General features: G+C 39.0%; 14 protein-coding genes. 8 read left to right on the top strand and 6 right to left on the bottom strand.

What is annotated here, in order from left to right; genetic code table 11:
• Nucleotides 1-70 precede the first annotated feature (70 nt).
• On the top strand, nt 71-2,065 hold the full coding sequence (locus BBI00_RS00545; protein ID WP_065396929.1) for a sensor histidine kinase: 1,995 nt from the start codon (nt 71-73) through the stop codon (nt 2,063-2,065).
• Nucleotides 2,055-2,693 carry a response regulator gene (locus tag BBI00_RS00540; RefSeq protein ID WP_065396928.1) on the top strand — a complete coding sequence of 213 codons (639 nt, stop codon included), beginning with the start codon at nt 2,055-2,057 and terminating at the stop codon, nt 2,691-2,693. The genes BBI00_RS00545 and BBI00_RS00540 overlap by 11 nt, the downstream gene beginning before the upstream one ends.
• Nucleotides 2,694-2,741: 48 nt before the next feature.
• On the opposite strand, the gene BBI00_RS00535 is transcribed toward BBI00_RS00540, so the two are convergent.
• Complete coding sequence (locus BBI00_RS00535) at nt 2,742-3,173, bottom strand: hypothetical protein (RefSeq protein WP_228394691.1); 432 nt, start codon at nt 3,171-3,173, stop codon at nt 2,742-2,744.
• A 246-nt stretch (nt 3,174-3,419) separates the two neighbouring features.
• Between BBI00_RS00535 and BBI00_RS00530 the strand changes: the two genes are divergently transcribed.
• The 3 genes from BBI00_RS00530 (at nt 3,420) to BBI00_RS00520 (ending at nt 6,029) form a co-directional block, all read left to right on the top strand.
• Nucleotides 3,420-4,058, top strand: a complete 639-nt coding sequence (locus tag BBI00_RS00530; protein ID WP_065396926.1) for an alpha/beta hydrolase — start codon at nt 3,420-3,422, stop codon at nt 4,056-4,058.
• Nucleotides 4,059-4,178: 120 nt separating this feature from the next.
• Nucleotides 4,179-5,498: a PDZ domain-containing protein gene (locus tag BBI00_RS00525; RefSeq protein ID WP_065396925.1), complete on the top strand. Its 1,320-nt coding sequence runs from the start codon at nt 4,179-4,181 to the stop codon at nt 5,496-5,498.
• Nucleotides 5,499-5,501: 3 nt separating this feature from the next.
• A complete protein-coding gene (locus tag BBI00_RS00520; protein WP_065396924.1) occupies nt 5,502-6,029 on the top strand; it encodes a hypothetical protein in 528 nt (175 codons plus the stop codon).
• Here BBI00_RS00520 and BBI00_RS00515 read toward each other — a convergent pair.
• The 4 genes from BBI00_RS00515 to BBI00_RS00505 form a co-directional block, all read right to left on the bottom strand.
• A complete protein-coding gene (locus BBI00_RS00515; RefSeq protein ID WP_174715402.1) occupies nt 6,022-7,062 on the bottom strand; it encodes a L,D-transpeptidase in 1,041 nt (346 codons plus the stop codon). The genes BBI00_RS00520 and BBI00_RS00515 overlap by 8 nt on opposite strands.
• A 233-nt stretch (nt 7,063-7,295) precedes the next feature.
• Nucleotides 7,296-7,418 (bottom strand): hypothetical protein, encoded by a 123-nt coding sequence (locus BBI00_RS23625; RefSeq protein WP_262487220.1) that lies wholly within the window; start codon nt 7,416-7,418, stop codon nt 7,296-7,298.
• 5 nt (nt 7,419-7,423) lie between these two features.
• Nucleotides 7,424-8,131 (bottom strand): hypothetical protein, encoded by a 708-nt coding sequence (locus BBI00_RS00510; protein WP_065396923.1) that lies wholly within the window; start codon nt 8,129-8,131, stop codon nt 7,424-7,426.
• A 15-nt stretch (nt 8,132-8,146) separates the two neighbouring features.
• Nucleotides 8,147-8,566 carry a hypothetical protein gene (locus BBI00_RS00505; RefSeq protein WP_065396922.1) on the bottom strand — a complete coding sequence of 140 codons (420 nt, stop codon included), beginning with the start codon at nt 8,564-8,566 and terminating at the stop codon, nt 8,147-8,149.
• 172 nt (nt 8,567-8,738) lie between these two features.
• On the opposite strand from BBI00_RS00505, the gene BBI00_RS00500 reads away from it, so the two are divergent.
• The 3 genes from BBI00_RS00500 to BBI00_RS00490 all read left to right on the top strand — a co-directional run bounded on the left by BBI00_RS00500 (nt 8,739) and on the right by BBI00_RS00490 (nt 13,971).
• Entirely contained in the window at nt 8,739-9,788 is a 1,050-nt protein-coding gene (locus BBI00_RS00500; protein ID WP_083988387.1) for an AraC family transcriptional regulator, read from the top strand.
• A gap of 136 nt (nt 9,789-9,924) precedes the next feature.
• Nucleotides 9,925-12,771, top strand: coding sequence for a TonB-dependent receptor (locus tag BBI00_RS00495; RefSeq protein WP_065396920.1), 2,847 nt, complete (start codon nt 9,925-9,927; stop codon nt 12,769-12,771).
• Between the two features lie 18 nt (nt 12,772-12,789).
• Nucleotides 12,790-13,971 carry a phosphatidylinositol-specific phospholipase C domain-containing protein gene (locus tag BBI00_RS00490; RefSeq protein WP_065396919.1) on the top strand — a complete coding sequence of 394 codons (1,182 nt, stop codon included), beginning with the start codon at nt 12,790-12,792 and terminating at the stop codon, nt 13,969-13,971.
• A 140-nt stretch (nt 13,972-14,111) separates the two neighbouring features.
• Here BBI00_RS00490 and BBI00_RS00485 read toward each other — a convergent pair whose 3' ends face one another.
• Nucleotides 14,112-15,761 carry a hypothetical protein gene (locus BBI00_RS00485; protein ID WP_065396918.1) on the bottom strand — a complete coding sequence of 550 codons (1,650 nt, stop codon included), beginning with the start codon at nt 15,759-15,761 and terminating at the stop codon, nt 14,112-14,114.
• Nucleotides 15,762-15,763: the final 2 nt, after the last annotated feature.

Genomic DNA, 15,763 nt, shown 5'->3' with positions numbered 1-15,763 from the left:
CATCCGTATTTTTTTAATTATATTCACATATTCATAAAAAAACTGAACGACAACGTTGAAAATTAAACTGATGAAGCGATTATGGTGTATTTTATATATTCTAATCCACTTTACCGTAAAGGCTCAGGGGTTATTTCCCCTTAACGAAAAAAAATATACTGACAGCCTTCAATCCAGGATTGGCAGCCATGTCGATAATATTTCTAAAGCCAATGCCTATTTTCACCTTTCCGATTATTATAAAAATACAGACAGTCTTTTAAGTAAAAAATATCTGCAAAACGGAAAACAACTGGGAGCACAGGATCGTTTTACATCGGCTGTCTATTATTACTATGAAGGATTGTACTATCAGGACCTGAATAGAGATAAAGCAACAGCATCATTCCGTAAAGCGATTGCACAACTGTCTGAATTAAAAAGTCAGAAAGCTGATTTCTACCTGTCTTTATGCTGGTACAATTACGGTATTCTGCAGAAAAATAAAGAAGGTTATCCTTTCCTGATCAAAACCATGCTTGAAAAAAGTATTCCCACTGTTGAAAAATACGGAGATACCAAGGTCCTTGGATTTCTGTATACCCAACTGGCCCTTATGCTCACTTATAATGCGGAGTTTGAAAAGGCAGGTTATTATAATGAGAAAGCAATTCATATTCTTGAAAAAAAAGCCCCTCATTCTACAGAGTTGTTTCATGCCTATCTTAATACCAACAGCAACTATTGCTACCAGGCAAAATGCAGCATAGGAAAACAGTTTCTGGATAAAGCCGGAAAAATGGTGCGCCCCTACCCTGAATCGTCTTCCAATACTTTCTATTATTACAATCTGGCCTTATATTTCATCGGACAGCAAGAGCATATCCAGGTTCTCCGGACGATCGAAAAAGGATTGTCTTATGCCAGAAAATACAACCAGAAACTGCTGATGCAGATGTTCTATTTTCATCAGTACGATACCTACAAAAAGATCAAAAGATATAAGGAAGCCAAAAGCCTGCTGGAAGAAATCCTGGCAGAAAAGACACTGGCCCGTGATCTCAACAACCGGAAAACCATCTACAGCCATCTTTCCAGCATCAACGAAATTATGGGAAATCCCGGCGAAGCTTTGGTCTGGGAGAAAAAGTATTCAAAACTCAATGACAGCTTAAATGCCGAGAATATAAAACTGGAGATCAATAAACTGGAAACCAGATTCAATGCTTCTGAAAAGGAGAAAAAAATAGCCTATCTGAATGCTGAAAAGAATCAGAAAGAGATGGAGGTTAATCAAAAAAACTCTTATTTATGGGTATTGAGCCTGATCCTCTTGTTATTTTTAAGCCTTCTTATTTTCCTTTTTATCATTTACAGGAAGAACAAGAAACTTTCTGAACAGAAAGAGATCAACCTTCAGCAGAAAATAGAAGATATCAAACAGAAAGAAGAACTGGCACTTACCAAAGCCATTCTTGAAGGAGAAGAGCGGGAAAGGGAGCGTGTAGCAAAAGACCTTCATGACGGTCTTGGAGGTATGCTGGCAGGTGTTAAAATCAATCTTTCCACCTGGTCTTCCAATCAGCTGGATCCTGAGCAGCATCAGGATTTTTATAAAATACTGAATCAACTTGACAATTCGGTAACAGAACTCAGACATGTGGCCAGAAACCTGATGCCCGAGTCTCTTCTCAAATTCGGTCTGGAAACGGCATTAAGTGATCTGTGTGAATTTTATGGGAGAAAAGATCTTGATATTTACTTTGAACCCCTGAACATCGAGAAAAATCTGGCCCTGACGGTACAGCTTAATATTTACAGAATCGTACAGGAACTCTTAGCCAATGCCGTAAAACATGCCGAAGCCACTAATATCCTCCTTCAGTGTTCCCAATCCGGAGAAAGCTTCCTGATCACCATTGAGGATAATGGAAAAGGATTTGATAAGGAGATAGAAAATACCACTAAAAATATGGGACTCCGCAATCTGAAAAACCGGGTTAACTATCTGAAAGGTAAAATGGAAGTCAGCTCAGACAGCCAGGGCACAACGATTAATATAGAACTCAATATAGATGGAGAATAAAAAAATAAACATTGTCATCGTAGACGATCACCCTATTGTCATCGAAGGGTTGAAAATGATGCTGAACAGCCAGCCTTTCTTCAATGTGACAGAAACTTTTACTTCCGGTTCGGAAATCATCCGTTTTATCCAGTCTCATCAGGTTGATATTATCCTTCTGGACATTACCCTGCCGGATGCCAATGGTACGGACCTCTGCCGGGAAATAAAAAAAATATCACCGGATATTTCAGTAATTATGTTCAGTAACCGTTCTGAAAGAAGCATCATCATGCAGTCTATACAAAACGGAGCAAGTGGATACCTTTTAAAGAATACCTCCATCAGTGAGCTGGCAGTATGCATCAAAGGGGCACTTTCCGGAGACATCGTATTCTGTAATGAAACAAAGCAGATCATCAGCCGTCCCCCTCAAAATGATCTTCCCATTCCCAGGCTTACCAAAAGGGAAAAGCAGATCCTGCAAATGGTAGCCCAGGGGAAAACGAGTAATATGATTGCTGAAGAGCTGTTTTTAAGCCCCCTTACTGTAGATACGCACCGAAAGAATCTGTTGCAGAAATTTCAGGCCAAAAATTCAACGGAACTGATCAACCGTGCTGTACAGCAGCATATGATTGAAGAATAAAAAAACCGCTGTAAAAGCGGTTTATGTTGGTATCAATATTTAAATATTTTATGGCTCTAAGAAACTGAAATCCAAAGATACAGACTTTTCTCCCTTTCCTACTGCTTTTGCTGTTCTGACTATTTCTCCGTCTACATAAAGATTGATCGTCAATTCTGAAGTATCTTCAGGCAATTTTGCTCTTGCATCAAGGTTCAGCTGTGCCTGGCTGGAGTTTACAAAGAATTCTCCACTATTCCATACTGATTTCAGAGGGGTTACCGGATTACTTAAAATAGTATTCTGAACAGTACCTACCTGAGTAACAACAGCGATAAGCTCTCCTCCTGTAGTAGTTTTTGCTTCAAACTGGACTACGTGATCCTGAAATTCATCATCGTCATCTTTTTTACAAGAATTGAACACGGTGATCGCTGAAAATAATAAAACGAATAAAAAAGAAAGTCTAAGTAAACTTTTTGAATTGTAAAATTGCTTCATTTCTCCAAATAGATTTTTTAATGTTTCAAATATAGGTTTTTTATTAATATAAAAATAACTTTTATGAAAATTTTCCAATAAAGATTTGTAAACAATATCAAATCGGCAAAAAGTAAAAATACTTCGTAAAACACAATATTACAGCACAAATAATCATTTTTTGAATATAAAATATGTTCACACGAAAGTTCTTTGTACGAATGGCAAAAATGGGGAACAATCTGATTTATTAATTATATTTGCTGTATGAATTTAGATTACCTAGTAAGAGAGCCGGAACATATTACCCCGAGCACGCCTGTTCTTTTTATGCTTCACGGTTATGGCAGCAATGAGCAGGATCTTTTCAGTTTCAGGGAAACTCTTCCCTCCGACTGGCTTATCGTTAGCTTCAGAGCACCAAGAGACACGCAGTTTGAAGGATATTCATGGTATGATATCAATTTCAATGATCCTGAAAACTTCATTGATGTGCCTCAGGCTAAAGAATCTTTAAACGCAGTTCTGGAAAGCATACTGAAAATCATCAACCATTATGGCCTTACAGAAGGCAAAACTCATTTGTGCGGCTTCAGCCAGGGCGGAATATTGTGTTATGCCCTAGCCTTAAAATATCCTGATCTTTTTAATTATGTTGCCTGTCTGAGCGCTTATCCTGAGGAAAAAATCCTGGATGGCATTGTAAAAGACAAAAAGAAACTTGAAAGACTCAGATTCTTTATTTCACACGGTACTGATGACGCTGTTATCCCTCTTGAGTGGGGAAGAAAAGCGGCAGACCTTCTTTATGACCTGAGCTGCTATTTCACTTTCAGGGAATATATGAGCGGGCATGGCGTGAATCAGAAAAACTATATGGATCTGATGGAATTTTTCTCCAAATAGGTCTGATCCTGTTTTTAATAATTTTAACGTTTCACACTACTTCGTTGTAGTTTATATAAACATTCCTGCTTTTGGAATGTTTTTTTATTATAATATTAATAAATTCACTAAATTCAGTAAATGAAATTTAAGTTTCTTTTACTGGGATTATTGCTAAGCATTTTTATAAATGCACAGAACGCTTTTGAGCTGATTAATACTAAAAAAGCCGTCATTCCTTTTAAATTTATCAACAATCTCATCTTTATTCCTATCAATATCAACGGAGCCGAACTTACCTTTCTTCTTGATACCGGAGTTTCAGAAACCATCCTTTTCAGTCTTGAGAACAAGGAACTCAAACTTGGAAATGTGGAAAAGATAAAATTTTCAGGACTTGGCGGAAGTTTAAGCATTGACGGTTTAAAGTCTGACCGCAATACCGCCCGGATAGGTGACGTTATGGTCAATACCTCAATGTCTTTATATGTGATCCTTGATGAAGAATTCAATATTTCATCACATGTGGGAATTCCTGTAAACGGTGTGATAGGGTATCATTTTTTTAAAGACCACCCTATCGTCATCGATTATATGTCAAAAAAAATAACGGTCTATGAAAATTCCGATCTTCTGAAAAATAAAATCAAAAGGTTTGATGAATTTCCAATCAGTATTGAGCAAAGTAAGCCTTATCTCATGGCAGATGTAGAAATGACGAATGAAAGAAAAAGTTCAAAACTGCTCATAGACCTTGGAAATAGCGATGCTATATGGCTGTTTCCTACCCTTATTAAAAATTTCGTTTATAACAGACCTAATATAGATGATTTCCTTGGCCGTGGATTCAATGGAGATATTTATGGAAAAAGGAGCAGAATTCATAATTTTTACCTGGGCAATTTTAAATTTGAAAAACCTCTCACGGCAATGCCTGATGAATTTTCCATACAGCATGTCAATCTGGTAGAAAACAGAAAAGGATCTGTGGGCGGAGAAATCATGCGCCGGTTTACTGCTGTTTTCGATTATCAGAATCAGAAGCTCTACCTGAAAAAGAACAGAAATTTCAATGATCCTTTCAACTTCAATATGAGCGGACTGGATTTCAGACAGGACGGCCTGGAATGGGAACAGGACCGGGTCAAAATTGAAACCCAGAAAAGTACCGGGGTAACCCATGAAGCGTATAGAGACTCTTTCCAGTATAAATTCAGTTTAAAACCAATGTTTTCCATTTCAGGGGTAAGGAAAGATTCTCCTGCCTATGAAGCCGGGGTGCAGAAAGATGACAAAGTGATCAGCATCAACGGGGACAGGACTGCAGATATGACGCTGGAAAAAATTGTAGAGCTCATGAAATCATATGAAGGAAGAAATATCACCATGGTTGTTCAGAGAAAAAATGAACAGCTCACTTTACGTTTTACCCTGGAAGACCCCATTCCTTATCAAGAATAGTATATGAAAACCGAAGAAACCACTTTAGACAGAATACGAACCAGACCCAGATTCAAAATGTTTACCCACCTTACCAAAGAAGAGTATGCTGAGAACCTGAAGAAATACCTCGCCGGCCATAAAGATGAATTTGCTGGCAATATCAATAAGGAAGTTGCCACCATCTGGGTAGAAACAGAATATGATAATTACTGGAAGCCCCGCCTTGCCTTGCGTGTGGAAATAGAAGATGAAGATACTGTCATACGGGGCGTATTCGGTCCCAGCTCTGCCGTCTGGACTTTTTTCATGTTCCTGTATTTTTCTTTTTCTATTCTGTGGATGACGTTCTTCACCATGTATTATGTGGAAAAACAGATAAAAAGCGCCGAATACCCGTGGGCACTGAGCGCTTCTTTTGTTATGTTATTTTTTATTCTTCTTACTTATATCGCTGCAAGATTCGGGCAGCATAAAGGAAAAGATGAAATGCTTAAACTGAGACGTTTTGCAGAAGAGTCTACGTTACAGTTTGAAAAGAAAATCAATTAGATAAAGAATCTCCTGCCCTTTCCTGAACGGGAGCAGCCATGGCTTTTGCTGTTTTTATAGAATCAGCTACTCTTTCCCTGTTGCTTTGCTCTTTCAGCATTTTCGGTACATCCGGCTCCAGAAGTTTGGTAAGTTCTTCAACGGATATATTATTGGCATTCGGATCATCAAGAAGTTTCCTCCACGGTTTTCTTCCGCCCCAGTTGTAATCTCCAAATACCATTACGGCTGTACCTCTCGCTTTTGTAGTGGCACCCCCCGGAGCCAAAATCCAGGTATCAGCATAAGAATACAGCCACTGTGCATCTTTTCTCAGCAATCTTAAACAGGAATGCGAAGCCGGGTATCCCGGAAGGGTATACTCATGCCATCCGATTCCGCCTATATTATGAATGTTAAAATTATAAGGAAGTTTCCATTCACTGCTGACAGTGGAGATTGATAATTTCTTTTTCCAGTTGGCAAAAGTAAGTCCTCTTGTGGTCTGGGCAGATTTTTTTCCCATACTTGTAGGGCCCCATTTTACAAGGGTTCCGTTGGAATATACGCCATAGGCCTGAATAGGATACGAAAAAATCACAAATTTCTTCACTCCGCTTAATATATCCAGCTGCATCGGAAACGGCGAATAAGCCATCAGTGTAGTATCTATCTTTGCGGGAACTACCAGTGTATCGGCATTCCATTTACTTTTTGAATCCAGCCTGTTTAATGCTAAAATAGCCGTACGTTCCTCTACACTATATTTCTTGCTGAACTCTGCATATACAGAATCCCTCATCTTCTTATCTTTCGGAAGTACGAATGCATTATAGAAACCATTTTCCTGCATGGCAGGGGGCATAGATTCTTTTTTAACCACAGGTACGGAATCTTTCTTTACAGAGTCTTTTTCAGCTTCCGGCATATCAGAGGCAGAAACGGTATCTTTAAAAGTATCGCTTATTTTTTCTATTTCTTTTTTGCAGGAAACAAGGAACAAAGCGCATAAACATGCATATAAAAATGATTTTTTCACAGATATGTTCTTCATAAATAAAATCGGCCATTTAGTTTGGCTACCCAGTACAAATATCAGACCTAAAATTGAATCCTAAAAGACATTATTCAAAATACCGTAAAAAAACGGAGTGTGATGAATTACAAATGATGAATACTGCATTCAATTCTAAAGTTTTATAAAGAGCTGCTGGCTTTCACAAGATAACTATTCTTCAGAATCTTTTTTGCATCATAGAAAACCTATAGACTCCATTTATTTTCCGTTTATGCATGGTAAAAGGTAAGTCTGAATTCCTTTGCTTCATCAGCAGATTTCAGGATAAACGGATGTGCATAAGCCAACACATAGATCAGGATAATGCATAATAAAAACACCTTTTTCATCATCGTAATTATTTGCAGTACAGTAAATCTCCTGTAGTCATATCTTCGAATATTTTACCAGCGTAGTCATTGGGAGCTATATAAAGATATGCTTTGCTATGAGGCTTTTTTTCACCTGCCTTTATTTTTCCCTGTTCAGCATTCACTTCTATTTTCAATGTTCCTTTTTCATCATCATGTGCGACAGAATATTTGATAACCCTGTCTTTAAGATTCCAGGTATAAATATCAAAAGAGCCGAAGAAATCACCTGTTGTCTTTACTGCTTTTCCGTATTTCTTATCTATCGCTGCTATAAATTTCCCAGATTCTGAAGGAGTAATTTCCGTATCAACCGCATTTAGCAACATTATTTTACCATCCAAAGCAGTTACAAAATTGACTGTATTAAAATCAAAATCTCCAAATTTCGCCAGATGGGTATCTGTAGAATGGCTCATCTGATGATATTCTATCCATTTCGGTTTACGCTCAGCTGAAAATTCGTTATCATATGCTGTATCCTTGCGGATGGTTGAAGATTTCACTTCGTAAAAACCGTCCATATCTTTACTCTTCATTCTTTCAGGCAGCAATGAAGAAATAGGGACAGAAAAATTAAAATCTTCAAATTCAAGCACTTTTTCATCCAGAGACTGCTTCTGACAAGCAAAGACAATCATGGCTGTAATCAGTGAAGCAAAAAAAGAAGTGTATTTTTTAAGGAATTTTTTCATGGTTTATTAATAATATTAGTAATCATTTGTATTGAAGTGCCTATTCATCCGGAAATAATAAAAAGTCCAGATAATCAGCCAGGGCATATTCATTATCAGAAATAAGATGATATCGTCTTTACTTATTTTTCCGTCCGGAAATGTAAAAAACGAACCAACAGCGATCACCGGTAACAGGAACCAGCATAATGCCGTTTTAATTTTCCCCTGAAACGGTTGTAAAACAGACAGCAGACTGCTGAAGGAAAGTATACTCAGAAACAGATTCCAGAAAATAAGTAAACCATAAGCCAGGCCACTCATATCACAGTTTCTCGGATATTCCCTCACTTCCCTGGTCGCATACATAAACAGAATCAACAGAGCTGTAGAAACGAATGTGGATATAAGCCAGGTTTTCAGTATAGAAAGTAATATGAATTTTCTTTTCGACATCCAATCTATGTTTGACCGCTAAAGTACTAATATCCCTTTAATCTTCAAAAACAGAATACATTATGTTCCACGTTTTTAGGATCATTTTATATTTTTTCTGAACTGATATTTAATAATTTGTTAAAGAACCCATGCATATATTATCTATAATTTTGGCAAAATATCAGTTATCATGCTATACATCATTATGGTAGTTGTACTACAGGCACTTATCACGCTTACTTTATTATTATACCTCATCAGAAACAGGGAATCTATACTGAATATGTTATTATTGTATATCGGCGTGGTGGCCCTGGACATGGGATATGAGTATTTTATCATTCAGAGATTCGGGTATGAGTCTGTCCTGTATGAAATTCCGGGAAGTCTCCGTGTTTTCAAGGGACTTATTTTCTTATATATTACGACCTATCTGATTCATGCAAAATGGAGAGACAAACTGAAATACCTGATCGTTCCCTTAACCCTGATTGTTATTCATCACGCAGTGGCCCTTTGTGCAAAGATTTTTGACCTGTCCTGGGCAGATATAGCGATCAGATCCTATAAATCCTACTTCATGTACTACAGCTATTATTGGGTAGCGTGCCTTGCTGTCTGTATCTTCTTCCTCACCAAATTCCGGAAAAATATTACGCATCCGGCAGCAGGCAATTTCCGGTACCTGGTCTGCTATGTCCTGATGGGAGTATTGATTTTCTGGGGTGTTTACCAATTGGGATGGAGTACCCTGATCTATCAGAAAATCTACAGCCTCATGTTTTTATTCCAGTTCGGATGGATTTTGTACGTTTATATTTTAACGTACCAGCACAATCTCCGGGAACAGCAATATGCAGTGCATTTCTCAGGTCCAAAAGAAACCTATCAATATAAAGATCTTTCCAAAATAGATTTTGATGCTGTGCAGAATGCCATTATCAGTTTCTATCAGGAGAGCCATATTTATCTGGATGAAGAATTCACTTTAGACCAGCTCTCAAACTGTCTGAAGATAAGTAAAGCCGATCTGAGCATTACGTTTAATAAACATCTTCACTCCAACTTCCACGAATACACCAACAGAAACCGTATACAGCACTTTAAACAGATCTTATCAGAAGATCCTTCAGCCAGTGTAACCGATATTGCTTTCCAATGTGGTTTTAAATCCAAATCTACTTTTTATAAATATTTTAAAAAGGAATTTGACTGCCTTCCGTCTCAGCTTGTACACTAATTTACAATTATTTAATATTAGTAAATCATTGATTTACAGTAAAGTTTACCTCGAACTCATGAGAAGCAGTTGCATAAAATTTAAATGAACCAAAACTTCTGGATGAGCTGACATCTTTGCATAAAACTTCACTAAGATGTCACGAGAAAGTCTTTTTCTAACAAAAGCAGCATTTTTTCTTTTAGGCCCTTTGGCCTTTGCACAGACCTCAGTTCACGGAACTGTGGTAGACAGCCAGGGAAACCTTCCTAATGCTTTGGTATATATTGAAAACAGCGGGCAAAAGATCACCTCCGATACCGATGGATCCTTCGTCCTGAATAATGTATATGACGGCAGCTACAAACTTGTTATAGAATATAAGGGATATGACACCCTTTACATTCCTTTTCAGGTAGCAGATAAAAAGGAGGTAGATCTGGGATTGGTTAAATTCGGTCCTAAACTTAAGGAGAACAATATTCAGGAAGTAGTCGTTACCAGCGTTTACAAAGCATCACAAGCCAGGGCGATTACAATGAAAAAAAACTCTAATACCATCACGGAAGTACTTTCCGCCGATGCTATCGGAAAACTGCCGGATCGTAATGCTGCTGATGCCGTACAGCGTATGCAGGGGGTATCTATTGAGCGGGATATGGGTGAGGGACGTTTTGTTGCCGTAAGAGGAACTCCTGTACAATGGACCGCTTCTACCCTGAACGGAAACAGAATGCCGAGTGCCAGTGGTGATAATGCCAACCGTGGTGTTCAGATGGATATTTTTCCTTCTGAGCTTATCCAGAATGTACGCCTGTCTAAAGCTTTAACTCCGGATCTGGATGGGGATGCCATTGGGGGGAATGTTGATTTTATTACCAAAACCTCTCCAAATAAAGAGACACTCGCTGTCAGTATGGCTTCCGGCTATGTCAGTATGTCGAAGTCTCCTACTTACAATACTTCAATCGTCTATGGAAATAAAATTACCGATAAATTAAAATTCATTACCTCAGCAGTGATCTGGGAACGTTCTACCGCTATAGATCAGATGAGAAATATTTTTAATTACGGATTAAAAGATAAAACAGCTTCCTATTCCATCAATCAGCTTCAATTGCGTGATTATCTGGCCAACCGGCGGACACTGGGATTCAATTTAGGATTGGATTATGAGATAGACAGCAGGAACAAATTATATTTTAAAGGTTTATACAGTCAGTACAAGGACGGCCAGTCGGTAAGGGAAACCTATTTTAATTTTGATAATAAGAATGTAATGCTGCAGGCCCGTCATGCAGATTACCTTACTGATCTGTATTCTATGCAGCTGGGTGGTAATCATCAGGTAGGGCAGCGCCTGGAAGTCAACTGGTCCCTGTCTAAAGCCCGTTCAGAATTCAGATTCGACTCTCCTGATAATCTTGACAAATATGAAAGAGGGTATCCTATGGTCAATTTTGTACAACCCATGACGTATGGAAATCTGTCTGCGGATGGCAGGAAATACATGGCTATGGATGCTCCTGACGGCACAGGCAATACCGAAACTTATACCTTACCCTACAATCAACAGCCTATAATGGCGGATAAACTGAAATTAAACCAGATCATCCTCAGCCAGAACCGTAATAGCGAAACAGATCTCAGAGGCCAGATTGATGTAAAATATAAAACGACAGACAACTTTGAACTTAAATTCGGGACCAAATACAACAATAAGAATAAAACCGTTAACAGCTCTTTACTGGTATGGATGCCAAAATCAGGTTTGGGAATTGTCGGAGCTCCGGTAATTTACCTGAACCAGCTTGAGCGTGAAGGATTCCCTTACAAAGGAGGTTTTATGAATCCTCTCGGCAATCCTTATAACGGTGTGATCATTGATCAGATCACCAATGACCAGATCGATCAGATGTATAATGCAGATACTCAGAACAGCCTGGGCCTGATGCAGGTTAGTGGTAAAGACAGCAATTCAAACATTACGAGTTCATATCGTGGAACTGAAAACGTATGGTCCGCTTACCTGATGGGAATCTGGAAAGTTAATGATCAGCTGCAAATATTGGGAGGGGTCAGAAACGAATACAACGATGTTACTTTCTGGGGTAAAAAAGTAGTTTCGGATAAAGGCAACAGAACGGAAGATATCAAGGACAATAAAACCTACAACGTACTGCTTCCTATGGTCAATATGAAATGGAACATCAGCAGTGACCGTATTCTGAGGCTGGCTTATACCCGTTCTTTTGCAAGACCGGATTTCAATGACCTGAACCCGGGAACAATTGTCAATGATATCACCAATACCATCACCCAGGGCAATACAAAACTGGATCCTACATTTTCCAACAATTTCGACCTTATGTTTGAAAATTACTTTGGAAAACTGGACCTGATAACCGCCGGCGTTTTCTATAAAGATATTACCAATCTTATCTATAAAGACCAGTCGGTTGTAGATCTTGCAGGAAGATCCTATACTTTTACTGCCCCTAAAAACCTGGAAGGTGCCAAGCTTTTCGGTTTTGAATTCGGGATTTCCAAACGTTTTGAAAACCTGCCCGGCTTTTTGAAAAACATCGGCTTCGAAGGAAACTATACCTACATCTCTTCCAAAATGAATATGCCGGTCTATGAAAACGGCAGGCAGACAGGAACAATGTCTACAACAATTCCTAATCAGGCCAAACATATTTTCAATACGATATTGTTCTATGAAACCAGTAAACTGATGATCCGTATTGCAGGGAATTATAAAGGGAATTACGTAAGTGAGATCAGAGCCGCTGCAGGTGCGGACCATTATCAGTATTTTGATAAAAACTTTACTGTAGACCTTTCTACTTCGTACAGCATTTCAAAGAAAGTACGGCTTTTTTTAGAGCTTAACAATATTTTCAATGAACCCAACCGCTACTATATGGGAACAAAAAACCGTGTAGAAAATATTTCCTACTCAGGAATGCGTGGACAAATGGGCTTTACTTACAACTTTTAATCAAAAAAATATTCATCAATGAAAAAGTATATATACAGTGCTGCATTCTGTATGACAGCATTATTACAGGCACAGGATCAATGCAGGAATCCGAAGATCAACCAACTGCAGATCGTAGGAACCCACAATTCTTACGCACAGCCTGCAGATCCTAAAGTGTTGGAGCTGGTATCCCCTATCATCAAAGGTATGATGCAGAAATACGACAGCATGATGTCTGAGGAACAAAAAGAAAAGTTCAAGGAATATCATCCTAACGGAATGGACATGAAAGAAGGGCTGAATTATAATCATCCCGATTTTGCAGAACAGCTCGACGCCAATCTCAGAGGACTGGAAATAGATGTTTATTATGACCCTGACGGGAAAAGATTCAGTAATCCTGCAAGTTACCGGATTTTAAAAGGAAAAGGGGTGACTGATCTGGCTCCTTTTAATACAAAAGGACTGGATCAGCCGGGTTTCAAAGTACTGCATATGGCTGATATTGATTTCAGGACCCATTACCCTACCTTAAAAGATGCACTTACTGCCCTTAAAACCTGGTCTGATCAGCATCCGGATCATACACCAATTTTTATGATGATCGAAGCAAAGGATTCCGGTTTCCCGATCCTTGAAAACAGTACGAAGGTTTTACCGTTCGATAAAAAGGCTTATGACGACCTGGACGCAGAAATTGTAAAATACCTTGGTAAAGATAAGATCATCACTCCAAAGGACGTTCAGGGTACATACAAAACGCTCAAAGACGCCGTAACTCATCATAACTGGCCAACGCTTAACGAAAGTAAGGGCAAATTTATCTTTATGCTGCTTCCCGGAAGTGCAGGAACTTTATCTTCCAAAAACAACCCTTACCTGATCAATGGTTCATTAAAGGAAAGGCTTATGTTTCTGAACAGTGAACCCGATGATTCTTTTGCCGGATTCATACTGCGGGATAATGCGATTGTAAGGCAGAAAGAAATCCAGGATCTCGTAAAACAGGGCTATATGGTAAGAACAAGATCAGATATCGAAACGTATGAGGCTAAAGTCAATGATTCCACAAGAGCTAAAGCAGCGTTCAGCAGCGGTGCGCAGGTGATCTCCACCGATTTTTTCCGTCCGGGAAACACCTATGGAACGCCTTATTTTGTACAGCCACCTCAGGGAAAGGATTATCTTAATAACCCGGTCAATACTTCATGTAAATAAATTAACCCCCGATTCTGTTTTCAGAATCGGGGATTATCATTATGATTTATAAATTCCTATTTCCGGAAAACTTCTGCAGTCCCGGCTGTATTACCGAAAAGCATTATAACCGCTGAACTGCCGGATTATTTTTTACTGACTTAAACCTCTGAACTCTTTCTGGTCAGCATCATTCTCGTCGCCAGAATATGTTCACAAGGGCCCTGTCTCAATCCGTTTGCTTTATAAAAACCGCACTGGCAGTTTCCATCAGTAAGACGTTGGTCCCTATCAATGAAAGCCTGAATTTTGAGAGTAGAATTATTATCCTTCACCGTTCCCCGGATATTGAGAACATCATTTTTAACACTGTAATCTATTTTCACCTTACCTTCCGAAATCAGCTGATCTGCTTTTTCTTCCAACGGGCTCGAAAAACGCAACTGTTTCATATCCAGCGGCTCCTGAGTCAGCTCACGTACTCTGTACAGTCCTGAATTGAGATCATAAATTACTCTTCCCGCCTGTGTATAAGAAGTAAGCGAAGCCGAAACCGCAGCTGTATCCAGATTCAGCTTTCTTGATAGCTCGGTAGCGGTACCGAACCAAGTTTCTTTTAATGTATTGAAAACCTTTTCCTGAGTCAGGAGATCTACATGACTTCTCGGGGCCATCAGATCAAAATTCCCTGCCCTGCTCCAGTCATTGGTGGTCCATCCTGAAAGCCCTAAGGTAAAAAACATATCGCCCAGATCCGCAATATAAAATGAAGGCAGACCGTTGCCCAATAAAACCACCCGGAAATTTTTAGCAATAGGAATTAATCTTTCCAGGATCAACAGTCTTCTCCGTCCCCAGATTCTGATTGTTTTACTTTCCGTTCCTGTATACATGGAGCGGTGAAAAGTTAATACCTCATACCAAGGCTCAAAAACAGCCTGAACAGGTTTTCCGGGCTCAAGAATAAAACGCAGTGCCCTCGGTCCTTTTTTCTCTTTAAATCGTCTCAGAAACTGGCAAATACTGAAAACATCCATCGGATGAAGATCAAATGTTGTGGCAGGCAGCGTCATGGCAGAGCTTACCTGTAAAAATCCGCGGACCCATGAATCCGGCAGATCTATCTTTTCTTCTTTATAGACTTCTTCATTTGTAGTGCTTGCTTCAAATCCTGAAGGATCAATTTTAAATTCGGTATCCTTATAATCTCTTATTTTCTGGAATTCGTTGTAAAGTGCAGCCGAATAATCAATATTTGTCGTTCCACATTTGAATTCGTTGATCTCTGTGAAAACATTGTAGCTGCTGCTCAGTTTTCCGTAAGTGGATTCATCCTGGCTGAAACATTCAAAGAAAACCTCATCGGGATGTACTGTAATAACGGGATCGAGAACAAACCAGGCGTCTCTGTCTTTTTGATACAGATAATCGAAATACGCTTTTTTTGCAGTATTGAAAGGCCCCAGCACCCTGTTCTTTTCTTTATAGACCTGATCCAGTTCGCCTCTTACTTCGGCCATTCTGTTCCGGACTTCTTCAATCTGGAATTCTGCCATATAATCACTCAGCCAAAGCTTTTCCTGCTCAGCAACCCATTCTTTATATTCCGCCCTGTCCTTTGGTTTGAAACGAAGATCGGAAACCACCACATCATGCAGTGCTGAAATAGCTTCCCTGAAAGGTATTTTTTTATTGAGTTTACCCACAAAAAATGTAGGATCCCGTTGCAGATCAGGTGAAAAGCTCATTTGCGTGCTCGTTGCAGAGTTCGTAATGGCCGTATCTTTATGAAATTTATAATCGAATAACATGG

Origin of the sequence: Chryseobacterium arthrosphaerae (genome assembly GCF_001684965.1) — a bacterium.
GTDB classification, from domain to species: domain Bacteria; phylum Bacteroidota; class Bacteroidia; order Flavobacteriales; family Weeksellaceae; genus Chryseobacterium; species Chryseobacterium arthrosphaerae.
The sequence above is the reverse complement of the archived record's forward strand: the minus strand, read 5'-3'. Positions and strand labels throughout refer to the sequence as shown.

Bases quoted from the DNA above. Each gene is read 5' to 3' on its own strand.
- BBI00_RS00545 (WP_065396929.1), top strand. From the start codon at position 71: ATGAAGCGATTATGGTGTATTTTATATATTCTAATCCACTTTACCGTA.
- BBI00_RS00540 (WP_065396928.1), top strand. From the start codon at position 2,055: ATGGAGAATAAAAAAATAAACATTGTCATCGTAGACGATCACCCTATT.
- BBI00_RS00535 (WP_228394691.1), bottom strand. From the start codon at position 3,173: ATGAAGCAATTTTACAATTCAAAAAGTTTACTTAGACTTTCTTTTTTA.
- BBI00_RS00530 (WP_065396926.1), top strand. From the start codon at position 3,420: ATGAATTTAGATTACCTAGTAAGAGAGCCGGAACATATTACCCCGAGC.
- BBI00_RS00525 (WP_065396925.1), top strand. From the start codon at position 4,179: ATGAAATTTAAGTTTCTTTTACTGGGATTATTGCTAAGCATTTTTATA.
- BBI00_RS00520 (WP_065396924.1), top strand. From the start codon at position 5,502: ATGAAAACCGAAGAAACCACTTTAGACAGAATACGAACCAGACCCAGA.
- BBI00_RS00515 (WP_174715402.1), bottom strand. From the start codon at position 7,062: ATGAAGAACATATCTGTGAAAAAATCATTTTTATATGCATGTTTATGC.
- BBI00_RS23625 (WP_262487220.1), bottom strand. From the start codon at position 7,418: ATGATGAAAAAGGTGTTTTTATTATGCATTATCCTGATCTATGTGTTG.
- BBI00_RS00510 (WP_065396923.1), bottom strand. From the start codon at position 8,131: ATGAAAAAATTCCTTAAAAAATACACTTCTTTTTTTGCTTCACTGATT.
- BBI00_RS00505 (WP_065396922.1), bottom strand. From the start codon at position 8,566: ATGTCGAAAAGAAAATTCATATTACTTTCTATACTGAAAACCTGGCTT.
- BBI00_RS00500 (WP_083988387.1), top strand. From the start codon at position 8,739: ATGCTATACATCATTATGGTAGTTGTACTACAGGCACTTATCACGCTT.
- BBI00_RS00495 (WP_065396920.1), top strand. From the start codon at position 9,925: ATGTCACGAGAAAGTCTTTTTCTAACAAAAGCAGCATTTTTTCTTTTA.
- BBI00_RS00490 (WP_065396919.1), top strand. From the start codon at position 12,790: ATGAAAAAGTATATATACAGTGCTGCATTCTGTATGACAGCATTATTA.
- BBI00_RS00485 (WP_065396918.1), bottom strand. From the start codon at position 15,761: ATGTTATTCGATTATAAATTTCATAAAGATACGGCCATTACGAACTCT.